Origin of the sequence: Ruegeria alba, assembly GCF_022321465.1 — a bacterium.
GTDB classification, from domain to species: Bacteria; Pseudomonadota; Alphaproteobacteria; order Rhodobacterales; family Rhodobacteraceae; genus Ruegeria_B; species Ruegeria_B alba.
This window is the reverse complement of record NZ_JAKOEM010000006.1, coordinates 140739-165510: the sequence shown is the minus strand read 5'-3', so window position 1 is coordinate 165510 and position 24772 is coordinate 140739. Positions and strand designations below refer to the sequence as shown.

General features: G+C 65.6%; 18 protein-coding genes. 9 read left to right on the top strand and 9 right to left on the bottom strand.

The window, feature by feature from the left end:
• Positions 1 to 3: 3 nt before the first annotated feature.
• Together MB818_RS09780 and MB818_RS09775 are read right to left on the bottom strand one after the other, a co-directional pair.
• A complete protein-coding gene (locus MB818_RS09780) occupies positions 4 to 1536 on the bottom strand; it encodes a CRTAC1 family protein (protein ID WP_238904933.1) in 1533 nt (510 codons plus the stop codon).
• On the bottom strand, positions 1526 to 2731 hold the full coding sequence (locus MB818_RS09775) for an ROK family transcriptional regulator (protein ID WP_238904932.1): 1206 nt from the start codon (positions 2729 to 2731) through the stop codon (positions 1526 to 1528). Before MB818_RS09775 ends, MB818_RS09780 begins: the two co-directional genes overlap by 11 nt.
• Before the next feature lie 208 nt (positions 2732 to 2939).
• Between MB818_RS09775 and xylF the strand changes: the two genes are divergently transcribed.
• From xylF to MB818_RS09750, 5 genes are all read left to right on the top strand, one after another.
• Entirely contained in the window at positions 2940 to 3968 is a 1029-nt protein-coding gene (gene xylF, locus MB818_RS09770) for a D-xylose ABC transporter substrate-binding protein (protein ID WP_234139294.1), read from the top strand.
• Between the two features lie 66 nt (positions 3969 to 4034).
• Positions 4035 to 5333 (top strand): sugar ABC transporter permease, encoded by a 1299-nt coding sequence (locus tag MB818_RS09765; RefSeq protein ID WP_234143136.1) that lies wholly within the window; start codon positions 4035 to 4037, stop codon positions 5331 to 5333.
• Positions 5333 to 6100: an ATP-binding cassette domain-containing protein gene (locus MB818_RS09760; protein WP_234139296.1), complete on the top strand. Its 768-nt coding sequence runs from the start codon at positions 5333 to 5335 to the stop codon at positions 6098 to 6100. Before MB818_RS09765 ends, MB818_RS09760 begins: the two co-directional genes overlap by 1 nt.
• 2 nt (positions 6101 to 6102) lie before the next feature.
• The gene (locus MB818_RS09755; protein WP_238904954.1) at positions 6103 to 7035 is read left to right on the top strand and encodes a glucokinase; all 933 of its coding nucleotides are present in this window, start codon (positions 6103 to 6105) and stop codon (positions 7033 to 7035) included.
• Entirely contained in the window at positions 7032 to 8018 is a 987-nt protein-coding gene (locus tag MB818_RS09750) for a Gfo/Idh/MocA family protein (RefSeq protein WP_238904931.1), read from the top strand. Before MB818_RS09755 ends, MB818_RS09750 begins: the two co-directional genes overlap by 4 nt.
• Positions 8019 to 8075: 57 nt before the next feature.
• Here MB818_RS09750 and MB818_RS09745 read toward each other — a convergent pair whose 3' ends face one another.
• From MB818_RS09745 to MB818_RS09730, 4 genes are all read right to left on the bottom strand, one after another.
• Positions 8076 to 9866 (bottom strand): gamma-glutamyltransferase family protein, encoded by a 1791-nt coding sequence (locus tag MB818_RS09745; RefSeq protein WP_238904929.1) that lies wholly within the window; start codon positions 9864 to 9866, stop codon positions 8076 to 8078.
• A gap of 3 nt (positions 9867 to 9869) precedes the next feature.
• Entirely contained in the window at positions 9870 to 13952 is a 4083-nt protein-coding gene (locus MB818_RS09740) for a translocation/assembly module TamB domain-containing protein (RefSeq protein ID WP_238904928.1), read from the bottom strand.
• Positions 13952 to 15757, bottom strand: a complete 1806-nt coding sequence (locus MB818_RS09735; protein WP_234139300.1) for an autotransporter assembly complex protein TamA — start codon at positions 15755 to 15757, stop codon at positions 13952 to 13954. The genes MB818_RS09740 and MB818_RS09735 overlap by 1 nt, the downstream gene beginning before the upstream one ends.
• 197 nt (positions 15758 to 15954) lie before the next feature.
• Entirely contained in the window at positions 15955 to 17184 is a 1230-nt protein-coding gene (locus MB818_RS09730) for a urate hydroxylase PuuD (RefSeq protein ID WP_234139301.1), read from the bottom strand.
• Positions 17185 to 17280: 96 nt separating this feature from the next.
• Here MB818_RS09730 and MB818_RS09725 point away from each other — a divergent pair, with 96 nt between their 5' ends.
• Positions 17281 to 18204 (top strand): LysR family transcriptional regulator, encoded by a 924-nt coding sequence (locus MB818_RS09725; RefSeq protein ID WP_234139302.1) that lies wholly within the window; start codon positions 17281 to 17283, stop codon positions 18202 to 18204.
• A 219-nt stretch (positions 18205 to 18423) separates the two neighbouring features.
• Here MB818_RS09725 and uraH read toward each other — a convergent pair whose 3' ends face one another.
• Positions 18424 to 18780, bottom strand: coding sequence for a hydroxyisourate hydrolase (gene uraH / locus MB818_RS09720; protein WP_234170315.1), 357 nt, complete (start codon positions 18778 to 18780; stop codon positions 18424 to 18426).
• A 284-nt stretch (positions 18781 to 19064) separates the two neighbouring features.
• Between uraH and puuE the strand changes: the two genes are divergently transcribed.
• The 3 genes from puuE to MB818_RS09705 all read left to right on the top strand — a co-directional run bounded on the left by puuE (position 19065) and on the right by MB818_RS09705 (position 22445).
• Positions 19065 to 20480, top strand: a complete 1416-nt coding sequence (gene puuE, locus MB818_RS09715) for an allantoinase PuuE (RefSeq protein WP_234177551.1) — start codon at positions 19065 to 19067, stop codon at positions 20478 to 20480.
• On the top strand, positions 20477 to 20965 hold the full coding sequence (locus tag MB818_RS09710) for an ureidoglycolate lyase (RefSeq protein ID WP_234216567.1): 489 nt from the start codon (positions 20477 to 20479) through the stop codon (positions 20963 to 20965). The genes puuE and MB818_RS09710 overlap by 4 nt, the downstream gene beginning before the upstream one ends.
• A gap of 67 nt (positions 20966 to 21032) precedes the next feature.
• Positions 21033 to 22445 carry a nucleobase:cation symporter-2 family protein gene (locus MB818_RS09705; protein WP_234216565.1) on the top strand — a complete coding sequence of 471 codons (1413 nt, stop codon included), beginning with the start codon at positions 21033 to 21035 and terminating at the stop codon, positions 22443 to 22445.
• Positions 22446 to 22621: 176 nt separating this feature from the next.
• On the opposite strand, the gene MB818_RS09700 is transcribed toward MB818_RS09705, so the two are convergent.
• On the bottom strand, positions 22622 to 23605 hold the full coding sequence (locus tag MB818_RS09700; protein WP_234216563.1) for a type I glyceraldehyde-3-phosphate dehydrogenase: 984 nt from the start codon (positions 23603 to 23605) through the stop codon (positions 22622 to 22624).
• Positions 23606 to 23807: 202 nt separating this feature from the next.
• On the bottom strand, positions 23808 to 24635 hold the full coding sequence (locus MB818_RS09695; RefSeq protein ID WP_234163205.1) for a bifunctional allantoicase/(S)-ureidoglycine aminohydrolase: 828 nt from the start codon (positions 24633 to 24635) through the stop codon (positions 23808 to 23810).
• Positions 24636 to 24772: the final 137 nt, after the last annotated feature.

Below are 24772 nucleotides of genomic sequence, written 5' to 3'. Positions count from 1 at the left end.
GGGCTAGGGCTTTGCCCCGAGGGATGTGCCGTCGCGGATCACCGTCAGCAATTGGTCAGGGGCGACCTCAAGCGGGGCGGATTGGGTGCCATCGGGCCAGATAACCCGAATTGAGATGTCTCGTGCAGCGCCCAACCCGAAATGTTGGAACCCCGCCGCACCACCAGCATGACCGCCGCCCACTGTGATCTCGCGCAGCTGTGGTGGGGCCGAACCGGCCGTGACCTCGATCCAGGCGCCGATGGCGTCGCGGTTGGGGCCGGGTTGTTCCAGCGCCAGCGCCAGCCAGTGGCCGGTGTCAGCGGTGACATTCTGCCAGACCTCCAGCGGTGCGCGGCGGTTGACCACCGCGATGTCGAGCCGCCCGTCGCCGTTCAGATCGACCAGTGCCCCGCCGCGCCCCCGGTGCAGGCTGGCAATGCCAGCGCGGTCGCCAGCCTCGGCGAATGTGCCGTCGGGTTGCTGGATCAGCAGGTTGTTGGGATCCTCCATCGCCGCGTCGGGCATCTGTTCGACATTGCCCTTGGTGATGAAGACATCGTCCAGCCCGTCATTCTGCACATCGCCGATCCCGATATGCCAGCCGGTCGAGGGCCGCCCGTCGCCGCCGGTATAGGGCCGGTGGGCGGTGGTGCCCATGGCATAGGGCACATCCGTGAACTCCGCGCCGTTCCCGGCCCTCCGTTGCAGGCGCTGGTCGCCCATAGAGGACAGGAACACCTCTTGGTTCCCATCGCGGTCCAGATCGCGCTGGGCGATGCCCATGCCCCAGAGTTTGTGGCTGATCCAGCCGTCGGCGGGGCCGAGCAGGCGGGGCGTGGACCCCATCGCCCACATCTGTTCCTCGCCCTCCGAGACATAATAGTGCCGGTCGTTGCTGACCCGCAGGTCGGTCCGGCCCTGCTGCGCCCAGTCGCTGAACAGCATCGAGAGCGGGCAATACCCCGGCTCCAGCACTTGGGGCGGGCCATAGTGGTCGCCCTCGGGCCGGTAGAGGAGGTTTACGTCGCAGGTGCCGAACGGGCCGTTTGGGTTGCTGCGGTCGACATAATTGCCAAAGGCCAGCGTCGGCAGGCTCTGCCCCGCCTCCCATGTGGCGGAAAAGGCAGTGGTCCAGCGGTCACCGCTGGTGAAACCCAACCCCTCGAACGGGGCAAAGCTGCACTCGGGACCGCCGCGCAACAGTTGGTTCGGACCCACCCGCAGCACCGCCAGGTCGATGTAGCCGTCGCTGTCGATATCCAGGGGATAGGCGCCGATCATGCCCGGTTCGGCCAGCGCCTCGGGCGTTTCGGTCTCGAACCGCAATGCCGTGTTGTCAGAACGGTTGCGCAACAGGGTGGCCGCGTTTTCGCCACCCGCCGCCAGCAGTTCCGGCAGACCGTCGCCGTCGCAGTCGAACACCGCCAGCCCGCCGCCGACGAAATGCTCCCATCCGCCCGCATAGATATGCTCGGGTACCGGCACAGGGCGGAACACCGGGTCGGCCAGCGCGGGGGCGGCAGCGAGAAACAGCGCGAGGAGTTCAAGCCGCATCTTTGTCCAGCCTATCCAAGGCCAGTTCCGACACCTGATCCAGCGCATAGGCCGCCGCCCCGCGCGCCCACATCAGATCGCCCCATTTATGCACCACCACCTCGGGCGGGGCCTTGTCCACCTGCACGATGGATTTGCGCATCGCATCGATCACCGCGTCGGCATAGAGATGGTCGAGCTGCATCTGTTCACCGGCAAGGATGATCAGTTCGGGGTCGAAGATGTTGACCAGATTGGCCAGCCCCATGGCAAAGATCTGGCCTGCGCGGTCCAGAATGCTGCGCGCGGTGGCGTCACCCGTTCGGGCGGCATTCAACAGGGTCTCGACCCGTGTTGCTGCGTCACCCTCGGCCGAGAGACCGCTGACAAGCGTCGCCTCGCGCAACAGCGCGTAATCGGCGACATAGGCCTCGAGACAGCCGCGCTGGCCACAACGGCAGAGCGCGCCGTTCAATTGCACCTTGGTATGGCCGAATTCGGCGCCACAGCCGCGCGTGCCGCGATAAAGCGCGCCGCCGATCACCATGCCCAGGCCGACGCCGCTTTCGATGGTGACGACCAGAAAATCCTTGTGCTCGCGCCCCAGGCCAAAGGTCTGTTCGGCCACCGCCACCAGATTGGCGTCGTTGTCGATGAAACAGGGGGTGCCGAGTGTCCGTGTCAGCAGCGCGCCGAAATCGACATTGCGGGTCGAGAGAGACGGTGACCAGTGCACAAATCCGTCGGTCGCCTCGACGATGCCGGCGATGCCGATGCCGACGCCTGAAACCTCGCCCGCGCGGCGTCCGGCGACGGTTGCCAGATGGCTGACCGCATCCCGGATTGCCTCGGCCAGCACCTCGGGGGCGTTGACGGGGGCGGGCAGGTCACATTCTTCGGCAGCAAGCTGTTCGCCTTCGAAATCCAGAAGCACCAGCGACAGTTTATGATGCGAGACCTTGACCCCCGCCACCAGATGCGCGGCGCCGCGAATCTTGAGATCGACGCGCGGGCGACCCCGGCGGGAATCCGGTCCGGCCTCGTCGCGCTGAACCTCTTCGATCAGGCCATGCGACAGCAATTCTGCGGTGATCGTGGTGACCGTCGCGCGGCTGATGCCGGTCAGGTCGGACAGTTCGATCCGGGGGATACGACCCGCGTGCCGGATCTGGCGCAGCAAGGTGCGGCGACCATATTCCCTTTGCATCACAGCCATTTATACGTGTCCTTCCTGTCTTTTCCCGTCACCGGTTTCGGGATCCTAGCCAGCGGACGATGCCGGGCCAAGCCCTTTGCGACAGGTCCTGAGCCTCAAGCCTAACTTATTTAATTTGACATTCAAATTAAAATAACACACGATCCTTGCACCGGCCCCGCCCGAGGCAAGGAATGGCGTGCGGCTGCAACCGATTTGGGAGGACAGAATGAAACTCTATGCAACCGCATCCGCGGTGATCGTCAGCGCCATGCTGGGAACCGTGGCCATGGCGGCCGATGTCGTCGTGGGCGTCAGTTGGTCAAACTTCCAGGAGGAGCGCTGGAAGACCGACGAGGCCGCGATCAAGGCCGAACTGGAATCCAAGGGCGCCAAGTATATCTCGGCGGATGCGCAAAGCTCTTCGGCCAAGCAGCTGTCGGACGTGGAGAGCCTGATCGCGCAAGGCGCGACCGCGCTGATCATTCTTGCGCAGGACGCGCAGGCCATCGGCCCCGCGGTGCAGGCCGCAGCCGACGAGGGCATCCCGGTCGTGGGCTATGACCGCCTGATCGAGGACAGCCGCGCCTTCTACCTGACCTTCGACAACGTCGAGGTAGGCCGGATGCAGGCCCGCGCCGTGCTGGAGGCAGCGCCCACCGGCCGCTACGTGATGATCAAGGGCTCGCCCACTGACCCGAACGCGGATTTCCTGCGTGGTGGCCAGCAGGAAGTGCTGCAAGCCGCCATCGACAAGGGTGACATCACCATCGTGGGCGAGGCCTATACCGACGGCTGGCTGCCCGCCAACGCGCAGCGCAACATGGAACAGATCCTGACCGCCACCGACAACGGTGTCGACGCGGTTGTCGCCTCGAACGACGGCACCGCCGGCGGCGTTGTGGCCGCGCTGACCGCGCAAGGCATGGAAGGGCTGCCGGTCTCGGGTCAGGACGGCGATCATGCCGCACTGAACCGGGTGGCCAAGGGCACCCAGACCGTTTCGGTCTGGAAGGACGCCCGCGATCTGGGCCGCGCCGCTGCGCGCATCGCCGTGTCGCTGGCCGAAGGCACCAAGATGAACGCCATCGGTGGCGCCGACGACTGGACCTCGCCGGGTGGCACCAAGATGAACGCCATGTTCCTCGAACCGCTGCCGATCACCAAGGACAACCTGTCGGTTGTTGTCGACGCTGGCTGGATCACCCAGGAAACCCTGTGCCAGGGCGTGACCAACGGTCCCGCACCCTGCAACTGATCCTTTCCCAACACGACCGGTCTCACCCTGCTTTGGGGTGAGACCCCCAAAATCGCAGGACATCCCATGACTCATTCCGAGGCGGAGCTGTCCCCGGCACATCCCAAGAAATCCTTTGTTCAGACGCTGGAACTTGATCTGCGCCTTCTCGGCATGATCGGTGCCTTCGCGATCCTGTGCATCGGCTTCGACCTTGTGACCGGCGGCCGTTTCCTGACACCGCGCAACATCTTCAACTTGACCATCCAGACCGTTTCGGTCGCGATCATGGCCACCGGCATGGTGTTCGTCATCGTCACCCGTCATATCGACCTGAGCGTCGGCGCCCTTCTGGCGACCTGCTCGGCGGTCATGGCGATGACCCAGACCGAGATCCTGCCCAACATGCTGGGCCTGGGGCTGGGCCATCCGCTGATCCCCTGGGTGACGATTGTCTTTGGCATCCTCGTCGGTACGCTGATCGGCGCCTTTCACGGCTGGCTGGTGGGTTATCTGACCATCCCCGCCTTTATCGTGACGCTGGGCGGCCTGCTGATCTGGCGCAATGTCGGCTGGTACATGACCAGCGGCAAGACCATCGGCCCGCTGGACCCGACCTTCATGAAGTTCGGCGGCATCAATGGCACGCTGGGTGCCACCTGGTCCTGGGTTGCCGGTCTGCTGGCGCTGGCCGCCGCGCTCTACGGGCTGTGGGCCAGCCGCAAGAACAAGCTCCGTCATGGCTTCCCGGTCAAGCCGCTCTGGGCCGAGGGGGTTCTGGCGGCACTGATCTCGGGCGCGATCCTTGGCTTTGTCGCCATCCTGAACGCCTATGAGGTGCCGCTGGCCCGGCTCAAGCGCGATTTCGAGGCACAGGGCCTGACCCTGCCCGAAGGCTATACCGAGGCCTATGGCATTCCGATCTCGGTGCTGCTGCTGATCTTTATCGCGGTCGGCATGACCATGCTGGCGCGGCGCACCCGGCTTGGCCGCTATATCTTTGCCACGGGCGGCAACCCCGATGCGGCGGAACTGAGCGGCATCAACACGCGGTTGCTGACGGTCAAGATTTTCGCCCTGATGGGTGCGCTCTGTGCCATCTCGGCGGTGGTGGCCTCGGCCCGCCTGACCAACCATTCCAACGACATCGGCACGCTGGACGAGCTGCGCGTGATCGCGGCGGCCGTGATTGGCGGCACCGCGCTGGCGGGCGGGTTCGGCACCATACACGGGGCGATCCTGGGCGCGCTGATCATGCAGTCGCTGCAATCAGGCATGGCCATGGTCGGGGTCGACGCGCCCTTGCAGAACATCGTCGTGGGCGCGGTTCTGGTACTGGCGGTTCTGATCGACATTCTCTATCGCAGAAAGACGGGGGCACGGTGATGATTGACAGAACGGGAACACCCTTGGTCGAGATGCGCGACATCTGCATCTCGTTCGGCGGCGTACACGCGGTCGACCATGTCAGCGTCAATCTCTATCCGGGCGAGGTCGTGGGCCTCTTGGGTCATAACGGCGCCGGCAAATCGACGCTGATCAAGATCCTCTCGGGCGCCTATCGCATGGACTCGGGCGAGATCCGCATCAACGGAGAGCGCGCCGAGATCCACAATCCCCGCGACGCAAGGCGTTACAATATCGAGACGATATATCAGACACTGGCGCTGGCGGACAATCTCGACGCGGCCTCGAACCTGTTTCTGGGGCGCGAGTTGGTGACGCCCTTCGGGCTGGTCGATGACGACGCGATGGAGGCCGAGACGCGCAAGATCATGGCGCGGCTCAACCCCAACTTCAAGAAGTTCAACGAGCCGGTCTCGGCCCTGTCTGGCGGTCAGCGCCAGTCGGTCGCCATCGCCCGCGCGGTCTATTTCGATGCCCGCATCCTGATCATGGACGAGCCGACCGCAGCGCTTGGCCCGCATGAAACGCAAATGGTTGCCGAGCTGATCGAGCAGCTCAAGGCGCAGGGCATCGGCATCTTCCTGATCAGTCACGACATCCACGACGTCATGAAACTCTGTGACCGGGCCAGCGTCATGAAGAACGGCCAACTGGTGGGCACGGTGGACGTGGACAAGGTCACCGATGACGACCTGCTGGGCATGATCATCCTGGGCAAGCACCCGGGCGAGCAGGCCGAGGCGTGACCATGACGGTTCTGGTGGCAGATGTGGGGGGCACCAATACCCGCGTCGCGCTGGCCAGCGCCGGGCAGTTGGTGCATCTGACCCGGTTCGCCAACGATGCCTATGGCTCTTTCGCCGAGGTTCTGGACGCCTATGCGCGGGGCCGCACCTTGCCGGGCCTGCGCGGTGTCTGTGTTGCGGTGGCCGGACCCGTGGCGGGTGGACGGGCCGAGCTGACCAACCGGAACTGGCATTTCGACGCGGCAGAGCTGGCCGCGCCATTGCCGGGGCAGGGGGGGCAGGGGGGTATTCCGGCGCGGCTGATCAACGATCTGGTCGCGCTGGGCCATGCGCTGCCGGGGCTGACGGCGGCGCAGCTTGACGTGATCCGCGCCGGTGCGGCGCAGCCCTCGAACGATCAGGCGCTGGTGGCGGGGCTTGGCACCGGTTTCAACACCTGCCTGCTCAAGGGCGGCGCGGTGGTCGAGGCCGAACTGGGTCATGCCAGCCTGCCGCTGGCCATCGCCGAGGAACTGCGCGCGCAGATTGGCGATGCGGCGGGCGGGTTTCGCACCAACGAATGCCTGTTCTCGGGTCGGGGCCTGTCGCGGTTGCACCAGATCCTGTCAGGACAGGAGCGGCGCGGACAGGACATCCTGGCGGACTATGCCACCGGCGGCGACCCGCAGGCGGCGGCCACGGTGACGCTGACCGCGCGGTTGCTGGGGCTTTTTGCGCGAGAGCTGGTGTTCCAGTATCTGCCGTTCCGGGGCATCCACTTCGCAGGTGGTGCTGCGCGCGGTATCCTTGGCTCGGCGGCCCGGGCGGAATTCCTGTCGGCCTTCGAGGCGGATGGGCGTTTTGCCGACCACCTTGACCGGGTGCCGGTGCGTCTGATCGCTGACGATGCCGCGGCGCTTAGTGGCGCGGCCCGGCTGATGGAGGAAAGCGCATGACCGACCCCTTGTTCCGATGGGGTATCCTGTCGACGGCCAAGATCGCGCGGGAACAGGTGATGCCCGCCATAGCCCGATCAGAAACCGGCGTGATCCATGCCATCGCCAGCCGCGACGCGGGCCGGGCGCAGACACAGGCGGCACGGTTCTCGGCCGCGCGCTGGTATGACGGCTACGATGCGCTACTGTCCGATCCGGATGTGGACGGGGTCTATATTCCTCTGCCCACGTCGCAGCATGCCGAATGGGCGATCCGCGCGGTCGAGGCGGGCAAACACGTGCTCTGCGAGAAGCCCATCGCGTTGAGGGCCGAGCAGATCGACCGGGTCATCGCGGCCCGCGATGCCTCGGGCCGGGTGGTGTCCGAGGCCTTCATGGTCTGGTATCACCCGCAATGGCACAAGGTACGCGACCTGATCGCCAGCGGCGCCATCGGCCCGCTGCGGCAGGTCACCGGCGGGTTTTCCTATCACAACACGGACCCGGACAACATGCGCAACCGGCCCGAATTGGGAGGTGGCGCGCTACCCGATATCGGCGTCTATCCGGTGGTGACGACTCTCTTGGCAACCGGGGCAGAGATGCGCCGGGCCGCGGCACGGGTCGAATACTCGCCCGAGTTCGGCACCGATATCCTTGCCCGCGCCACGGTTGGCTTTGACGGGTTCGATCTGGATTTCCATGTGGCGACCCAGATGGCCGCCTATCAGTCGATGCGCTTCTTTGGCGAGATCGGCTGGATCGACGTGCCAACCCCGTTCAACGCTGGTCTCTACGGGTTTGACGAGGTGGTGCTGCACGATCAGAAAGCAGGGTCGCGGCAGGTGTTTCGCTTTCCGGGTATCAACCAGTACGAGGCGCAGGTGGATGCTTTCGTCCGGGCGACCCGGGGTGCGGGCGAGGTCTTTCCGCTGGAGATGTCTCGCAGGGTACAGGAGGTGATCGACGCGATCTATGCCGCAGCTACGCCCAGCCGCGCCTAGCGCGGCACCGTTTTCCGGCCCGGAAAACGGCCCGGAATTCTTGCAGAATTCCGGCGCTCAGCGTCCGATTGCATAGGCCTGCATCAGGCGGGGGGTTGCCGCCGCGCGCAGCGTGCCGTCTGACAGGCGGCTGGCAGCGGTGAGGCGGCCGACGCTCCAGGGTTCGGCCACTTCGACCCGGTGCCCCCGTTTGCGCAGCTCGGCAATTGCCGCCTCGCCCAGGGTTGGTTCCACCATCAGATGCCCGGGTTGAACCTCGCGCGGGTAGAACGAGCTCTGGAAATGACCAGTATGAAACAAGGGTGCGTCAATTGCCTCTTGCAGGTTCAGCCCGCCATGCACCAGCCGCAAAAGATAGATCAACTGCCACTGGTCCTGCTGGTCGCCGCCCGGCGTGCCAAAGGCCAACTCGGTCCCGTCCGGTCCCCGCGCCATCGAAGGCGACAGCGTTGCGCGCGGGCGGCGTCCCGGCGCCAGCGAGGTCGGCAAGCCCTCGTCCAGCCAGAACATCTGTGCCCGGCTGTTCAGCGGCATCCCGAGCCCCGGAACCACCGGCGCGCTTTGCAACCAGCCGCCCGAGGGCGTGGCCGAGACCATGTTGCCCCAGCGGTCGATCACGTCAAGATGCACGGTATCGCCCTTACGCTGGCTCAGATGCGCCATGGTGGGTTCTCCTGCGCCGGTTCCCCCGGCCGAGGTATAGATTTCCTGCGCATGGCGCAGCGCGGCCGCCACCCAGCCCTCATATCCCCCCACCAGCCCCGGGCGCTGTTCCGTCGAGGCCTGCGTGCCGATCAAGGCGCGCCGCGCGTCGGCATAGCGGGCGGACAGCAGGGTGCACATGGGAATGTCACTGTGTTCGGGGTCGCCGTAATAGGCCTCGCGATCGGCGAAGGAGAGCTTCATCGCTTCGGTGACCAGATGCACGAACTCGGCGCCATTGAGGTCGAGCGAGCCCAGGTCGAACCCGTCGAGCAGATGCAGCGATTGCAGCAGCGCCGGGCCTTGCGTCCAGGGGCCACCCTTCCACACGGTCCAGTCCTTGTAGCGGGTCGAGATCGGCGCCTCGTAGCTGGCCTGCCAATTGGCCATGTCCTCTCCGGTCAGCACCCCCTTGCGGCGCCCGCCTGCGGCATCCATCACGCAGGCATGGCGCAGATAGCGGTCGATGCTTTCGGCCACGAAACCGCGATAGAAGGCCGCCCGCGCCGCCTCGATCTGCGCCTCGCGACCGCGCGCCGTTTCGGCCTCGGTCAAAAGGCGGGTCCAGGTGTCGGCCAGGGCCGGGTTCTTCATCAGCGCCCCGGCGCGCGGGGCATTGCCGCCCGGCAACCAGGTCTCGTAAGAGCTGGGCCATTCTTCGCGAAAGAACTCCGCCAGACCGGCGATAGTGGCCGCGACCCGGGGCAGGGCGGGATGCCCGGCCCGGGCATAGTGGATGGCCGGTTCCAGAATGTCGCGCAGCGGCAGCGTCCCATAGTCGCGCAGCATCAGCATCCAGGCGTCAAAGGCACCGGGGATGACGGTGGCGAGCAGGCCTGATCCCGGAATGCGCGTCAGCCCTTCGGACCGGTAATGCGCGATGGTGGCCCCGGCAGGTGCGGTGCCCTGGCCGCAGACCATGGTGGGCACCACATCGCCTGCCGGCTTGATCAGCATCGGCATGTCACCCAGCGGGCCGTTCAGATGCGGTTCGACCACATGCAGCACAAATCCCATCGCCGCCGCCGCATCAAAGGCATTGCCGCCACGCTCCAGCACCCCCATACCGACCGCCGAGGCGATCCAGTGGGTCGAGGTGGCAACCGCAAAGGTGCCCGCGATCTCGGGCCGGGTGGTAAACCGCATCGCTCAGTAATCGCGTTCGAAGAAGATGCCCAGCGAGGTGTCGCCGGAATTGTCGACCATGCCCTTGAGCGTCAGGTTGTCGGTCACGTCCAGGTTCAGGTTCACCTCGGTGTCGCCTTCGATATTGACGGTGAAATCGGTGTAGAGGTTGTCACTCAGATAGGCCCCGGCGCCCAGACGTCCAACCCCGCCCGCGTCCGTGCCGATTTCGATCGTGTCTGTACCTGTCTTTTCCCTTGCGCCTTTGGCGACGTCGCCTCCATGGCCGGACAATGTCGCCAGCGAGGCGGCCATCTGCGCGATGACAAAGGGTGAGAGCTGCGAGAACTGGTTGCCAAAGAGCAGCATCGCCAGCGCCTCTTCTGAGGGGCGGTCGGGATCGGCTGTCACCCGGACTTCGGGTTGGTCCAGCGGCCCGATGATCCTGAGCGTGGCCTGACCTTCGGAGGTGGTGGCGGTCGAGGCGAACTCGACAAACGGTGTCAGATCGCCTTGCAGGGTGACAACGCCCTTGGTCAGTTTCAGACGACGACCAAGAATGTTGAAATCGCCCCGGATCAGCGCGATCTGGCCCGAGGGAACCACCGCCGCGCTGGTTCCGCCAATATGGATGCGCCCGCCCATTTCGGCATTCAGACCCCGGCCACGGGCATAGACCTTGCCGGGCGCGTTGATGGCGATGTCCAGCGCCATGGTCGAACTGCCGCCACCGCCATTGCCGGTATCGACCAGCTTTGCCCGCTGGCGCGTTGCGTATACCGCGGCCGGTTCTCCGAGATGTGCCATGCCTTCCGGGATCGGAGCGGCACCGACTGCGCCCGAGGCGGTGTTGAGATTGATATTGGTTTCGCCCACCTCGATCTGCCCGGCCAGCCGGCTGTTGCCTGTGAGCGGCCCGGACAGGGTGATCTGCCCGCCCAACACGCTCTCAAAGGAGAGGTTGTCGGTCATCACCAGATCGTTCAGCCGTACCGCGATCTGCCCGTCAAAGGGCGGCAGCAGCGAGACAGGACCGGTGACGGTAAAACCGCCCCCGGCGCGGACGCCGCCACGGATGTCGATCTGGGCGGCACTGTTGGCAAGGGTGACAGTACCGCCGATGCCGGTGATGGTCTGGCCCAGGCCGGGGATCGCAAGCGCCGAGTCGGCAGTGGTTATGGTGCCGCTCAGCGCCCCCAGTCCCGGCTTGCCGCGCAGCGCCAGATCGAACCGTGCGGTGCCGTCGATCTTGTTGGGGGCCAGCGCCCTGTTGGCGGCGCCCAGGCTGAGCTGACCCTGCGCGGTCATGTCTGCCGTACCTTGCCCCTCGTCGAATGTGCCGGCCACATCCGCCGTGATCCCGGCGGGGCCACGCGCGTTGCCGCTGACCGTCCAGATGCCGCCCGTGCGGGTGGCGGTTCCGACCGCTTTCAACGCCCCGGCCAGATCTGGGACAAAGCGCTCCAGCCGCGCCAGTTCGGCGTCAAATTCCAGATCGGCGGCGCCATTCGTATCGACCGTACCGTTCAGCCGGGCAAAGGAACTGTCGGGGCCCAGCAACTCGATATCGCTGCGCAGGCCGGTTTCGGTGGGTGACAGGGTGCCGCTGAGCTTGAGCGGCCCCGAGACAGAGGGCGTCACCCGCGAGAGATCATCCAGACGGGCGGCGAAGCGCAGGTTGCTGCCGGTGCCGCGAAAAGCGCCCGAGGCCTCGGCGCTGAGCGCGCTGCCTTCCAGATCGAAATGGCGGATATCCATCCCGTCCGCATCGCGGCTGCCGTCGAATTCCAGCCGGGTTTGTCCGGCGATCAGCGCGTCGGCCTGGGCAATGCCGGTGCGCAGGTCGACACCATCGAGCGCGAGGCTCAGATCAAAGCTCTCGCCGTTCAGTGCGGTGCGCCCCTCCAGCCCGGCGCGGATCTGCCCGCCAAGCTCCAGACCGGCAAGCCCCGAAAAGGGTGCGAGATCGGGGGCCGTGATGCGTGCGGTGCCGTCAAAGGCCGGGGCGCCGGTCAACCCGGTCACCTCGCCCTGCACCTCGGTGCTGAGCACCGGCGCGTCAAGCGTGAATCGGCGCAGGCTCAGGTCGTCGCCGGCGCGGCGCGCGTCGAGGTTCATCCGGATCGCGCCCGTCAGCAGTGGGTCGATATCAGCCATGCCACTGGAGAGGCCCCGGCCACTCAGATCAACGGTCAGGTCGAACTCCTCGCCCAGCCGGGTGGCGCTGCCGGTGATCTCGGCCACCACGGCGCCGCTCAGCGGGCGCCCGGCCAGTCCCGAGAAGGGGGCAAGGTCGGGCGTGTCGATCCGCAGGTTGCCATCCAGCGCCAGAATGCCATCGGGCTGGGTGACTTTCGCATCGGCCTCGATTTGTCCCGCCGCGGAATCGAGGGTCAGCGCGCGCACCGTCATACCGGTGTCGTCGCGCAGCGCGTCCAGATGCAGGCGACTGGTGCCAACCAGCAGGGGATCGGCCTCGGCCATGCCGGTCTTCAGGTCGCGCCCCTCGACGTCCAGCACGAAGTCGAAGCTACCCGACAGAGGTGCGCCTTTTCCGGTCAGCCGCGCCTCGGCCTCGCCGCCCAGATCGCGCCCCGCCAGTTCCGAGAAGCGGCCGAGATCGGCAGCGGTCAATGCAACGGTGCCGTCCATCTCAAAGCCGGAGGTCAGCCCGTCGATCACCGCATCGGCAGTGGCGGTGAAATCGGCTCCACGCAGGACAAGACCGGTCAGTGAAAGCGCCCGTTCGGGTGGCAGTTCGAAACCACCCGTCAGCGTGACGGCCTCACCCAGAGCGCTGTTCAGCGCCGGGTCGGCAAACGCCATCCCGTCCAGCGCGGCCTCGATCTGCCCGGCCAGCGTGGGGCCGCCCGCCGCCGGGGTCAGGGTGCCGCTGGCACCGATCCGGGCGCGGTCGAGCCGCAGATCGGGCGTGTCGAGCGCCTCGGCGCTCAGGTCCAGAACCCAGCCATCTCCCTCGCTTCGGTCATAGCGACCGCTCAGCTGCGCTGCGCCCAGTGTGATCCGCTGGTCGGGCACGGGCAGGGTGACACTGGACCCGTCGGGCGGGGTGATGCGCCCGTCAAGCGTCACGCGGTCCAGCGTGCCGCCAGGGGCCAGAGCCAGCGCGCCGCTCAGGTCGAGCGCGTCCGAGCGCAGGTCGAACCGGTCGATCCGCATCGCCCCATCTGCGAGCGAACTACCATCGACGGCGAACCGGGTGTCGGTGCCGAAGAACGGGTCAAAGGCGGGATCCAGCAGCGGCGTGACATCGCCGCCCAGTTCGGCGGCAAAAAGAATGCCGGGGGCGGTCTCATCTCCGGTGCCGCGCAGCCGCACCTGTCCTGTTACCCGTTCGACCGCATCGCTGCTCAAACCGATATCGGCGGTGAAATCGTCGATCGGCCCCGCGCCCTTGGCGTTGAAAAGCAGCGCGGGGGCATCGGGGATCCCCAGAGTGGTTGCGATCAAGCCACCCGCCGCCTCGGTCAGTGTCAGATCCAGTGTGATCTGCCGGGTCTCGTTGGCAAAGCCCGCAACCAGGTCGATCTTGTCGCCGGGCCGGTCCAGCCGGGTCACACTCAGCGCGGTATCCAGTGCTCCGTCGGCCAGGGTCAGATTACCCCCGATCGACAGCGTCGCGGCCACGCCCAGCAGCGGTGCGCCCAGTGTCAAAGTCTCGACCCCAAGCTCTCCAAGTTCCACCGCGACCGGCAGTTCGGGCACCTGGAACGGGGTGGCGGCGGCATCGGGCAACTCGACCTCGGCGGGCGCGGGCAGGGGCGGGCGGGCAATGTCGATCTCGGCGGCGGTGAGCGTGTTGACCGAGAAGCGTCCGCGCAGCAACGCCAGCCGATTCCAGTCCAGTTCCGCCGCGCGGATGGTCAACCAGACCCCGTCGGCGTCGGCGACGGTGATCTCTTCGATGGTGGCGCGCGCACTCAGCGCGCCCGAGAGACCACGCACCCGGATGTTGCGCCCCTCGCCCGACAAGGTGTCTTCGAGAAAATCGACCAGCAGGCCGCCGCTTTCCTCGAGGCTCTGGGTTTCGGCCACGGCCGAGGACAGGGTCAGCGCGAAGGCCAGCGGATATACAACCGGTTTCATCAGAATGCCTGCCCGATCCCCAGATAGAATTGCAGCCCGCCATCGGTCTTGCCGCTGGTGGGATAAGCCAGGTCCAGCCGCAGCGGCCCCAGCCCGCCCAGATCATAGCGGATACCCAGCCCGGCGCCCGCATGACTGTCCGAACCCGACGTGATGAAGGACGAGGCCCCCACCGTGCCGAAATCGTAGAAGCCCACCAGCGAGATCTTTTCGGTCACCTTGCCCCGGATCTCGGTCGAAAGCCCGACAAAGGACTTGCCGCCCGCGGTATTGCCACCGACCGGCAGGCCCAGGCTCTCGTAAGGTTGGCCGCGCACGGTGCCGGCGCCGCCCGAGAAGAACAGCAGCTCTGGCGAGATATCGGATTGCGACGGACCAAAGACCGAACCGAGTTGCAACCGCCCCGCCAGCACGAAACGGCCTTCGGTGTTGAAGTCCCAATAGGCGCGGCCATCGGCGGTCAGCCGGGCCCCCGACTTTGTGCCTGACAAACCGATGAACGGGTCCAGCCCGGCATTGATGTAAAAGCCCCGCGTGGCGCTGACCTTGTTGTCGCGCTCGTCCCATTCCAGGGCCGTGCGCAGCCCCAGATAGCGGAACTTGCGCCCGGTGCCATAGGCGTCGTCCGCATCGCCATAGCTCAGGCCGATCCCGGCCTCGGCATAAAGCGTGTCCGAAAAGGTGCGGCGCGCGCCGATGCCCAGCACCGCGCGGGTGATCTGGTAATGGGTGCGGTTTCGCCGTTCCGCCTCGCCGATATAAAAGATGCTGTCATCCGGCCCCAGCCGGTCGGGCCGGTCGAGGCGGAAACCGATGCGTCCGTCGATATCCTCGGTGCCGCCGATGTTGCGCACGGTCGCCTCAAGCCGCAGACGTTCGGCGGCGCCAAACAGGTTGCGGTGGATCCAGATCGCCGACAGGTCGAGCCCGTCGCGCGAGGACAGTTCGGCGCCGAATGTGATACGTCGCTTGGGCAGGTCCTCGAACGTGGCGTCGAAATCGAGCGTGCCGTCGGGATTGGGGGTCTCGTGTTCGGTGACCGAGACCAGCGCAAAGGCGCCGGTACGGCGCAGCCGCGTTCCGACCCGCTGCACCTGGTCCGGCGAATAGACCTCGCCGCTGGGAAAGCCCGCGATGCGCGCGATGGCCTTGGGTGTCACGTCGCTGTCGCCCTGCACATACATCTGGCCAAAGCGCAGTTTGGGACCTGGCAACAGGCGAATGTCGGCGTCCAGTTCGGCAGGGGCATGGCGCACCCGAATGCGCTGGTCGCCGATCCGGACCTTGGCGTAACCGGCCTCGCGCCAACCGGTGATACCTGTCTGCGCCGCGTCGCGGATGGTGCCTGTGGTGGCCGGCTGGCCGGTGGCGAAGCCTTCGGGCAGGCGGGTTCCGGCACTTAGCGGTTCCACCCGCGCTGTGCCAAAGCGGAAGGCGGGGCCGGGATCGACCGCGATCTCGATCCGCCCGATCTTTTCAGGTGTGAAGAACGGGTCGATCCCGGCGGCCTCGCGCCCGTCCAGACGGATATGGATCACCGGGCTGAAATGGCCCGCGTCATACAGAACCTGAACCAGGGTACGGTAATCCGAGAGTGCCGCTGACAGCAGTTCCAGGGGGCTGTCCTGGCCACGTGCCGGCGCCGAAAGGGCAGACGAGCTTTGGCGCAGACGATCCTGCAACTCTTCCGAGGCGCCGGGTGCGGTCAGCACCGCTTCGAGGGCGAGTGTGGTTGTGGGCAAAAGGGCAATGGCCGCGGTGGCGAGACCGCGCAAAAGCACACCCAAGGGGCCTGTCAGTTTCATGCCACGGCTCCAGACTGCTCGGCCTTACGGATTACGGGCCTCCCCCCAAGGATGACTCGCCGGTTGCTGTCTGTGTAGCACAGCGAGCGAGGGGAGCGGAACGGCATAATCCAGGATCGGCGGAACTGCCGCGCCGGAAGGGAACGGACAGGCAGGCGCCCTGCGCAGGCGCTTCATTTCCGGGCGGCAAGGGCGCGTCAGCGGGTGGCGGCGCGGTACCAGGCGATGATCGCGGCGCGATCCTCGGGTTCCATATAGGTGACATTGGCGGGGGGCATGGCATGGCTGACCCCGGATTGCAGATAGATCGCCCGCGCATTGCGGGCGATATCGCCTTCGGTTTCCAGCAGCACACCCTTGGGCGCCCAGAGAATGCCCTCCCACACCGGTTCGCGGGCATGACACATGGAACAGCGCCCCAGCACCACGTCATGCGCCTGATCAAAGCCGGGCGCGGCGGCCAGCCGCTGTTCCGTGGCGGTCAGGGGCTGCGCCTCGGCCTCTTCCAGCGGCTGGTGCATCGGTGCGGTCGAGAGCCAGATGATCGCAAGGAACAACAGCGCCGTGACCAGCCAGGTCCAGGTCGGGTTGCCGGTGCGGGCATGCAGCGAGTTGAAATAGTGCCGGATCGTCACCCCCATCAGGAAGACCAGCGCGGCGATGATCCAGTTGTACTGGGTGGCAAAGGCCAGCGGATAGTGGTTCGACAGCATCAGGAACAGGACCGGCAGCGTCAGATAGTTGTTATGGGTCGAGCGCAGCTTGGCGATCTTGCCGTATTTCGGATCGGGCGCGCGTCCGGCCATCAGGTCGGCCACCACGATCTTCTGGTTGGGGATGATGATGAAGAAGACGTTGGCGCTCATGATCGTGGCAGTGAAGGCGCCCAGATGCAGCATCATGGCGCGGCCGGTGAACACCTGGTTCAGCGCCCAGCCCATCACCACCAAGAGGCCAAAGAGCAGCACCATCAGCAGGGTCGGGCGCTCGGCCAGCCCGGATTTGCACAGCCGGTCATAGACCAGCCAGCCAATCGACAGCGTCGCCGCCGAGATCGCGATGCCCTGCCACAGCGCCAGCTCCGCCTTTGACTGGTCGATCAGATACAGCTCTCCCCCCGCCCAATAGACGATCATCAGCAGGGCAAAGCCGCTGAGCCAGGTCGAATAACTCTCCCATTTGAACCAGGTCAGGTGTTCGGGCATCCGTTCGGGCGCGACCAGGAACTTGCGGATGTGGTAGAACCCGCCGCCATGTACCTGCCATTCCTCGCCATGCGCTCCGGGCGGCAGGTCGGGCGCCTTGCGCAGACCGAGGTCGAGCGCGATGAAATAGAAAGACGATCCGATCCAGGCAATCGCGGTGATCACATGCAGCCAGCGCACGCCAAAGGCCAGCCAATCCCAGAACACGGCTAGATCATACATAAGGGTGGTCTCCGATCCGTTTGCGTCAGACTAGGCAAAGCGCGTTTTTTCCGGTATTCCAGCATATTGCCAAGCTGTATCAAAATTTCCGGAACAATGTCCTATCTCGATAATATCCGAACCTTCGTGCGGGTCTATGAACTGGGCAGCATGTCCGCTGCGGGCCGCGACCTGCGGATCTCGCCGGCGGTGACCTCGGCCCGGATTTCACAGCTTGAAGAGCATCTGAACGTGCGGCTGTTCCAGCGCACCACCCGCAATCTGACGCCCACCGAACAGGGGCGTGCCTTTTATCCCGGCGCGGTGGCGGTGCTGGATGCGGTGAACGAGGCCGAGGCGCAGGTGATGCACCTGACCGAGGCACCGCGCGGTTCGCTGTTTGTTGCGGCGCCGCTGGGGTTGGGGCGGCGGTTGCTGGCGCCGAACGTGCCGGAATTCCTGGCCGAGTATCCCGAGATCGACATCCGTTTGCGGCTGACCGACCGGACCATCGACCTGACCACCGAGGGGCTGGATCTGGCTTTTTTCCTGGGCCAGCCCGAGGACAGCAACCTGCGCATCCGCAAGATTGCCGATTGCCGCCGGGTGCTGTGTGCCGCACCGGATTATGTCAAGCGCCGCGGGCTTCCCGTCACCGGTCAGGACCTGATCGCGGGGCGGCACGAATGCCTCAACCTGCGCTTTCCCGGTGCGACCGAATTCCAGTGGCTTTTGCAGACCGCCGAGGGGCCGCGCCGTTTTGCCGTATCGGGGAGGCATGAATGCGACGATGGCGATGTGCTGACAGACTGGGCGCTGACGGGGCAGGGGATCGCGATGAAGCCGGTTTTCGAGGTGGCCGAGCATCTCAAGGCCGGTCGGCTGGTGCCGGTGGCGATGGACACACCTCCGGTGCCCGTACAGATGGCCTGTCTCTATACGCACCGGCGACATCAAGACCCCAAGACCCGGCTGTTCATGGAGTTCATGATAGAACGGATCGGACGGGCGGTGAAAACGGCCGAGAAAATCGCCGCCTGAGACCGGGGCGCTCCCGCCCCCGGATCGCTGCCCTGACGGGCAACTCCCGGCGTTGGGCCCAGCGCCGGACCTGCGGTCCGGCGCGGTCGGTCAGTGGCGAACGGTCACGCCCACTGCAACAGCGCCGCGCCAGAGGCGCGGCGCCTGGCCCAACGGGAGGAGGGCATCTTTGATGCCTGACCGACGGGCGGGAGGGCCCCGCTTCTTCAACGACCGCGCTTAGCTGCCGCGATAGGTGGAATAGCCAAAGGGCGACAGCAGCAGCGGCACATGGTAATGCGCCTCGGGGTCCGACATTCCGAACCGGATCGGCACAATGTCCAGGAACAGCGGTTCCTCCCCGGCCTGGCCGGTTGCGCGCAGATAATCGCCAGCGGCAAACTCCAGCTCGTAAGTCCCGGTCGCGAAGGTTTCTTGAGGCAGGATTGGCGCGTCCGTCCGTCCGTCCGCATTGGTGACCATCCGGGTAATCTCGCTGCGTGTTGTTCCCGAGATGCTGTACAGGCTGATCCGCAGCCCCGCGGCGGGGCACCCACGGGCGGTGTCCAGAACATGTGTGGTGAGATATCCGGTCATGGTGGCCTCCTTGTGCATCCCCTTGCCTCGCATATCCATATTGCCTGCGGCAAACCCGGAAATCACGAGAGAGTTTCAGTCTTGATTTGAAGATGGCCGCTTGCCCCGAGGACCGGCCCACGGCACCTTGAACCGGGCACCCCGCAGCTCATCATGCCCCTGGTCGGTTCAGTGCGCTCTTTCCAATTTCCGAAAGCTGCGTCAAATCGCATTTGATAAACGGAACCCGCGTTCTGGGATATGGACAAAAGCGGACCTCATTTTCAATCAGGCAGGACCCAGCCATGACATCTCCCCGCTATCCGCGCGACATGATCGGTTACGGCGCGACGCCCCCGCATGCCAATTGGCCCGGCGGTGCCCGGATCGCTGTGCAGATCGTGCTGAATTACGAGGAGGGGGGCGAGAACAACATCCTGCATGGCGATGCCGCCTCCGAGGCTTTCTTGTCCGAGGTGGTGGGCGCCGCGCAATGGCCGGGTCAACGCCACTGGAACATGGAGACCATCTATGAGTATGGCGCGCGGGCTGGGTTCTGGCGCCTGCACCGGCTGATGCAGGACCTGCCAGTCACTGTCTACGGCGTCGCCACCGCTCTGGCCCGTTCGCCGGATCAAGTGGCGGCGATGAAAGCCGCAGGTTGGGAGATTGCCAGCCACGGGCTGAAATGGGTCGAACACAAGGACATGCCCGAGCCGCAGGAGCGCGCCCAGATCGCCGAGGCGATCCGCCTGCATACCGAGGTGACCGGCAGCCGTCCGCGTGGCTGGTACACCGGACGATGCTCGATGAACACCGTGCGCCTCGCCGCTGAGGCCGGGATGGATTACATTTCCGACACCTATGACGACGATCTGCCCTATTGGAAACGGCTGGGCGGGCGCGACCAGTTGATCGTGCCCTACACGCTCGACTGTAACGATATGCGCTTTGCCACGCCGCAGGGCTTCAACTCGGGTGATCAGTTCTTTGCCTATCTCAAGGACAGCTTCGACGCGCTCTATGCCGAAGGGGTCGAGGGGGCGCCCAAGATGATGTCCATCGGCCTGCATTGCCGCCTGATTGGTCGCCCCGGTCGGGTGATGGCGCTGCAACGCTTCCTCGAGTATGCGCAGGGGCATGCGGATGTCTGGTTTGCCACCCGCCTGCAAATCGCCGAACACTGGGCGCGCGAACATCCGCCCGTGGCGCGCACCCGTCCCTCCGAGATGCCCAGGGCCGATTTCGTGGCGGCCTATGGCGGCATTTTCGAACATTCCCCCTGGATTGCCGAGCGCGCGCATGGGCTGGAGCTTGGCCCCGCCCATGACACGGCGGGCGGGTTGCACAATGCGCTCTGCCGCATGTTCCGCGCGGCCAGTGCCGAGGAAAGGCTGGGCGTGCTGACCGCGCACCCGGACCTGGCGGGCAAGCTGGCACAGGCCAAGCGACTGACGGCGGAAAGCACCTCGGAACAGGCCTCGGCCGGGCTGGATGCGCTGACCGACGAGGAGCGCGCCACCTTTACGCGGCTCAATACCGAGTATGTGGCGCGGTTCGGCTTTCCCTTCATCATCGCGGTGCGCGACCATGACAAGGCATCGATCCTTGCCGCCTTTCAGCGCCGCATCGGCAATGACCGCGAGACCGAATTTGCCGAGGCCTGCCGTCAGGTCGAACGGATCGCCGAGTTCCGCCTGCGCGACGTGCTGCCGTCATGAGCCGCCGCATCAAGACGGAACCGATCACCGTGGCGGGGTTTGCGCCTTTTGGTGACCTGATGTCGGTCTCAGGCGCTCCGGACAAGATCATCAATCAGGGCCAGTGCGGGCGCTATCACGACCGGGCGCTGCTTGATTTCAACGACGGGCGCGCGGGGATCAGCCTGTTCGACGCCAATCCGCGCGCGCTGCCCTATACACTCGACATGGTCGAGCGGCACCCGGACGGCAGCCAGGCCTTCATCCCGATGAGCCATCAGCCCTTTCTGGTGATCGTGGCCCCCGACGAGGACGGCCGCCCCGGCACGCCACGCGCCTTTGTCACCGAGCCCGGGCAGGCGGTGAACTATCATCGCGGCACCTGGCACGGGGTGCTGACGCCGCTGGCCGCGCCGGGCCTGTTTGCGGTGGTCGACCGGATCGGCCCCGGCGCCAACCTTGAAGAATTCTGGTTCGACGACCCATGGGAGGTGGTCGCCGGATAATCGAAGCCGCCCGCGAAAAAAGAGGCGGCAAGACCCCCATGATCCACACAGGGAGGACAGTGATATCATGGCCGACACTTCGATAGGGACTGCGGATCAGCTCCGCGATCCGAATTACACCCCGCCGCTGGCAAAGGCGGTGCCGCTGGGTATCCAGCATGTGCTGGCGATGTTCGTCTCGAACGTCACGCCCGCGATCATTGTGGCAGGGACGGCGGGTTTCGGCTTTGGCTCGAACTCGCCCGATTTCCCGCAGCTCCTTTATCTCATCCAGATGTCGATGCTGTTTGCCGGCGTGGCGACGCTGTTGCAGACGGTGACCATCGGTCGGGTCGGCGCGGGCCTGCCGATCGTGCAGGGGACCAGCTTTGCCTTTCTGCCGATCATGATCCCGCTGGTCGCGGGCAAGGGGGTGGACGCGCTGGCGGCGCTGTTTGGCGGCGCGATCATCGGCGGCCTGTTTCATTTCTGCCTCGGCTTCTTCATCGGGCGCATCCGCTTTGCGCTGCCGCCGCTGGTCACCGGGTTGGTGGTGACGATGATCGGTCTGGCGCTGGTCAAGGTCGGCATCCAGTATGCGGCGGGCGGCGTGCCCGCCATCGGCACGCCGGAATACGGCTCGCTCCTGAACTGGTCGGCGGCGCTGGTGGTGATCCTGGTGACGCTGGGGCTGAAGTTCTTTGCCCGTGGCATGCTGTCGGTCTCGGCGGTGCTGTTGGGGCTGATCGTTGGCTATGTCTATGCGCTGATGGTGGGCATGGTGACCTTCGAGGCGATTGGCAGCAGCTGGAGCCGGGCAGCGGGCTTTGCCCTGCCGGTGCCGTTCAAATACGGGTTCGAGTTCTCGCTGGCCGCCGTCATCGGCTTTGCGATGATGGCGGTGGTTTCGGCCATCGAGACGGTGGGCGATGTTTCGGGCATCACCAAGGGCGGCGCCGGGCGCGAGGCAACCGACAAGGAAATCGCCGGCGCCACCTATGCCGACGGTCTGGGCACCGCTGTTGCGGGCCTTTTCGGCGCCTTCCCCAACACTTCGTTCAGCCAGAACGTGGGCCTGATCGCCATGACCGGGGTGATGAGCCGCCATGTGGTTACCATCGGGGCGCTGTTCCTGATCCTTTGCGGGCTGGTGCCCAAGGTGGGCGCGATCATCCGCACCGTGCCCATCGAGGTGCTGGGAGGCGGGGTCATCGTGATGTTCGGCATGGTGGTCGCCGCAGGCGTCTCGATGTTGTCGGACGTGCATTGGAACCGGCGCAACATGGTGATCTTTGCCATCGCGCTGTCGGTCGGGCTGGGTTTGCAGCTGGAGCCCGGCGCGGTGCAGCACCTGCCCGATACCGCGCGCATCCTGATGACCAGCGGGTTGCTGCCCGCGGCCGTGATTGCCATCGTGCTGAACCTGATCCTGCCGCAGGAACTGGGGGAAGAGGCGACCGAGGAGGTTTCGGGCGGCATGGCCGGACACGGTCGCAAGTAAGGGGTTTCATCGGGCGGGCCACTCCCGCCCGGTTCCGCCGCATCGAAGATGCGTTGGCCCCGGTTGGGCCGGGCGCGCGGGGCCTGCCCCGCACGCCGATCGCGCCAAGGCGCGATGCCTCCGGCGGAGGTATTTTCGAACAGAAGAAAACTGCGGGTGGATAGATATGGGCGGGGTCAGCCGGCCATCAGTCGGGCGATATCCAGCATCCGTGCCGAGAAGCCCCATTCATTGTCGTACCAGCCGAACACCCGGACTTGCCGGTCCCCTACCATGCGGGTTTCGGGACCGGCGATGACCAGGGATTCAGGGCGCGCGCGCAGGTCGGAGGAGACCAGCGGTTTGTCGGTCCAGCCGAGCACTTGCGAGGCGTTGACTGCTTCGCGCAGGGCGGTCTCGAACTGCTCGGGCTCCATTGTGCGGGCAAGTTGCACGACCAGATCAACAGCCGAGACGCTGGCGGTCGGAACCCGGACCGCCGCACCCGAGATACGGCCGGACAGATGCGGCAGCACCTCGTCGATCAGATGGGTGGCGCTGGAGGTGGTGGGCACCATCGACAGCGCCCCGGCCCGCGAGCGAGCCAGATCGCCCCGGGGCGCGTCGACCATCGGCTGGCTGTTGGTGTAGCAGTGGATCGTCGTCATATGCGCGCTGACGATGCCCGCGATGCCATCGATCACCCGCGCCAGCGGTGCCAGCCCGTTGGTGGTACACGAGGCGTTCGAGACGATACGGGCATTGCCCAGAAGCGCCTCGTTCGCGCCCAGCACCACGGTGATTTCGGCGGCGGGCGAGGGGCCCGAGATCAGTATCTTGCCAGCTCCGGCGCCGAGGCCACGGGCGGCCACGTCCGATGTGCGGGCGATGCCGGTGCAATCGAGCAGAACGTCCACGTCCGACAGGTCGACCCGTGCGAGGTCGGCGCTGTGGGTGACCGGAATGGTCAGGCCATCGACGATGAGGCTGTCGGCGCCGGTGGCAACGCTGCCGCGCCAGGGGCCGAAGGTGCTGTCATATTCGAACAGATAGGCGCAGGTTTCGAGCGGTGCGATATCGTTGATCAGCACCAGGTCGATATCGGTGGCCCGCGGCGCAGCCAGCAGCTGCCGCAGGATGGTGCGGCCGATGCGGCCGAATCCGTTGATCGCGAGTCTCATGGGCAAGCTATGGCAGGAGCTTTGACCGATCTCAATGTTTTTGCGTAGACGTTCAAGGGGGCGATTTCGGGATGGACTTTTCAGGCCGGGACCATTTCCCTGCAAGGAAAATGGACAAGAAAATTGATAATTTTCTTGTGTGGAAACCATGGTTTCCACACCGAAAATCTTGCAGGATTCCGGTGGCTCTGAGCCGCCCCGTTCAACGCCGCGGCAGCGCCATGTGCCGGTTCACATCCTTGTAGAGCAGATAACGGAACGGCCCCGGTCCGCCCGCGTAACAGGCCTGCGGGCAGAAGGCGCGCAGCCACATGTAATCGCCCGCCTCGACCTCGACCCAGTCCTGGTTCAGCCGATAGACTGCCTTGCCCTCCAGCACATAGAGCCCGTGCTCCATAACATGGGTTTCGGCAAAGGGAATGACGCCCCCGGGCAGGAAGTTCACGATGGTGACATGCATGTCGTGGCGCAGGTCGTCGGGGTCGACGAAACGCGTGGTCGACCAGCGCCCCTCGGTGCCCGGCATCTCGTTCGGGGCGATATCCTGTTCGCGGGTCACGAAAGGTGTCGGGGTCTCAAGGCCCTCGACCGCTTCATAGGCTTTGCGGATCCAGTGGAACCGGGCAGCGGGGCCTGCATGATTGCGCAGCCGCCATGGGTGACCCGCCGGGATATAGGCATAGCCGCCGGGTTCCAGCACATGATCGGCCCCGTCTAGGGTCAATGTCACCGCCCCCTCGACCACGAACAGCACCGCCTGCGCGCCTGCATCGGTCTCGGGGCGGTCGCTGCCGCCGCCGGGTTTAACCTCCATGATGTAATGCGAGAAAGTTTCGGCGAAACCACTTAGCGGCCGGGCAAGAATCCAGGCCCGCGTTTCCTCCCAGAATGGCAGCTTGCTGGTAACGATGTCGCGCATCGTACCCCTTGGGATGACCGCGTAGGCCTCGGTGAACATGGCCCGGTCGGTCAGCAACTGCTCTTGTCCGGGATGGCCGCCTTGCGGGGCGTAATAGGTGGGGGATGCCATGGGTGCCTCGTCGTGTTCTCTGCACCAATCTGGGACGGGGACGACGGCAGTCCAAGTGCGGATGGTCAGATAGGAACCTTCGTGTTTATTTGAAGATTGCCGGAGCCGGGGCATCCGGACGCGTTGGCGTTCGGGTC

What these genes read in the sequence shown, in the direction of transcription:
- MB818_RS09780 (WP_238904933.1), bottom strand. Translation starts at nt 1,536, where the DNA reads ATGCGGCTTGAACTCCTCGCGCTGTTTCTCGCTGCCGCCCCCGCGCTG.
- MB818_RS09775 (WP_238904932.1), bottom strand. Translation starts at nt 2,731, where the DNA reads ATGGCTGTGATGCAAAGGGAATATGGTCGCCGCACCTTGCTGCGCCAG.
- xylF (WP_234139294.1), top strand. Translation starts at nt 2,940, where the DNA reads ATGAAACTCTATGCAACCGCATCCGCGGTGATCGTCAGCGCCATGCTG.
- MB818_RS09765 (WP_234143136.1), top strand. Translation starts at nt 4,035, where the DNA reads ATGACTCATTCCGAGGCGGAGCTGTCCCCGGCACATCCCAAGAAATCC.
- MB818_RS09760 (WP_234139296.1), top strand. Translation starts at nt 5,333, where the DNA reads ATGATTGACAGAACGGGAACACCCTTGGTCGAGATGCGCGACATCTGC.
- MB818_RS09755 (WP_238904954.1), top strand. Translation starts at nt 6,103, where the DNA reads ATGACGGTTCTGGTGGCAGATGTGGGGGGCACCAATACCCGCGTCGCG.
- MB818_RS09750 (WP_238904931.1), top strand. Translation starts at nt 7,032, where the DNA reads ATGACCGACCCCTTGTTCCGATGGGGTATCCTGTCGACGGCCAAGATC.
- MB818_RS09745 (WP_238904929.1), bottom strand. Translation starts at nt 9,866, where the DNA reads ATGCGGTTTACCACCCGGCCCGAGATCGCGGGCACCTTTGCGGTTGCC.
- MB818_RS09740 (WP_238904928.1), bottom strand. Translation starts at nt 13,952, where the DNA reads ATGAAACCGGTTGTATATCCGCTGGCCTTCGCGCTGACCCTGTCCTCG.
- MB818_RS09735 (WP_234139300.1), bottom strand. Translation starts at nt 15,757, where the DNA reads ATGAAACTGACAGGCCCCTTGGGTGTGCTTTTGCGCGGTCTCGCCACC.
- MB818_RS09730 (WP_234139301.1), bottom strand. Translation starts at nt 17,184, where the DNA reads ATGTATGATCTAGCCGTGTTCTGGGATTGGCTGGCCTTTGGCGTGCGC.
- MB818_RS09725 (WP_234139302.1), top strand. Translation starts at nt 17,281, where the DNA reads ATGTCCTATCTCGATAATATCCGAACCTTCGTGCGGGTCTATGAACTG.
- uraH (WP_234170315.1), bottom strand. Translation starts at nt 18,780, where the DNA reads ATGACCGGATATCTCACCACACATGTTCTGGACACCGCCCGTGGGTGC.
- puuE (WP_234177551.1), top strand. Translation starts at nt 19,065, where the DNA reads ATGACATCTCCCCGCTATCCGCGCGACATGATCGGTTACGGCGCGACG.
- MB818_RS09710 (WP_234216567.1), top strand. Translation starts at nt 20,477, where the DNA reads ATGAGCCGCCGCATCAAGACGGAACCGATCACCGTGGCGGGGTTTGCG.
- MB818_RS09705 (WP_234216565.1), top strand. Translation starts at nt 21,033, where the DNA reads ATGGCCGACACTTCGATAGGGACTGCGGATCAGCTCCGCGATCCGAAT.
- MB818_RS09700 (WP_234216563.1), bottom strand. Translation starts at nt 23,605, where the DNA reads ATGAGACTCGCGATCAACGGATTCGGCCGCATCGGCCGCACCATCCTG.
- MB818_RS09695 (WP_234163205.1), bottom strand. Translation starts at nt 24,635, where the DNA reads ATGGCATCCCCCACCTATTACGCCCCGCAAGGCGGCCATCCCGGACAA.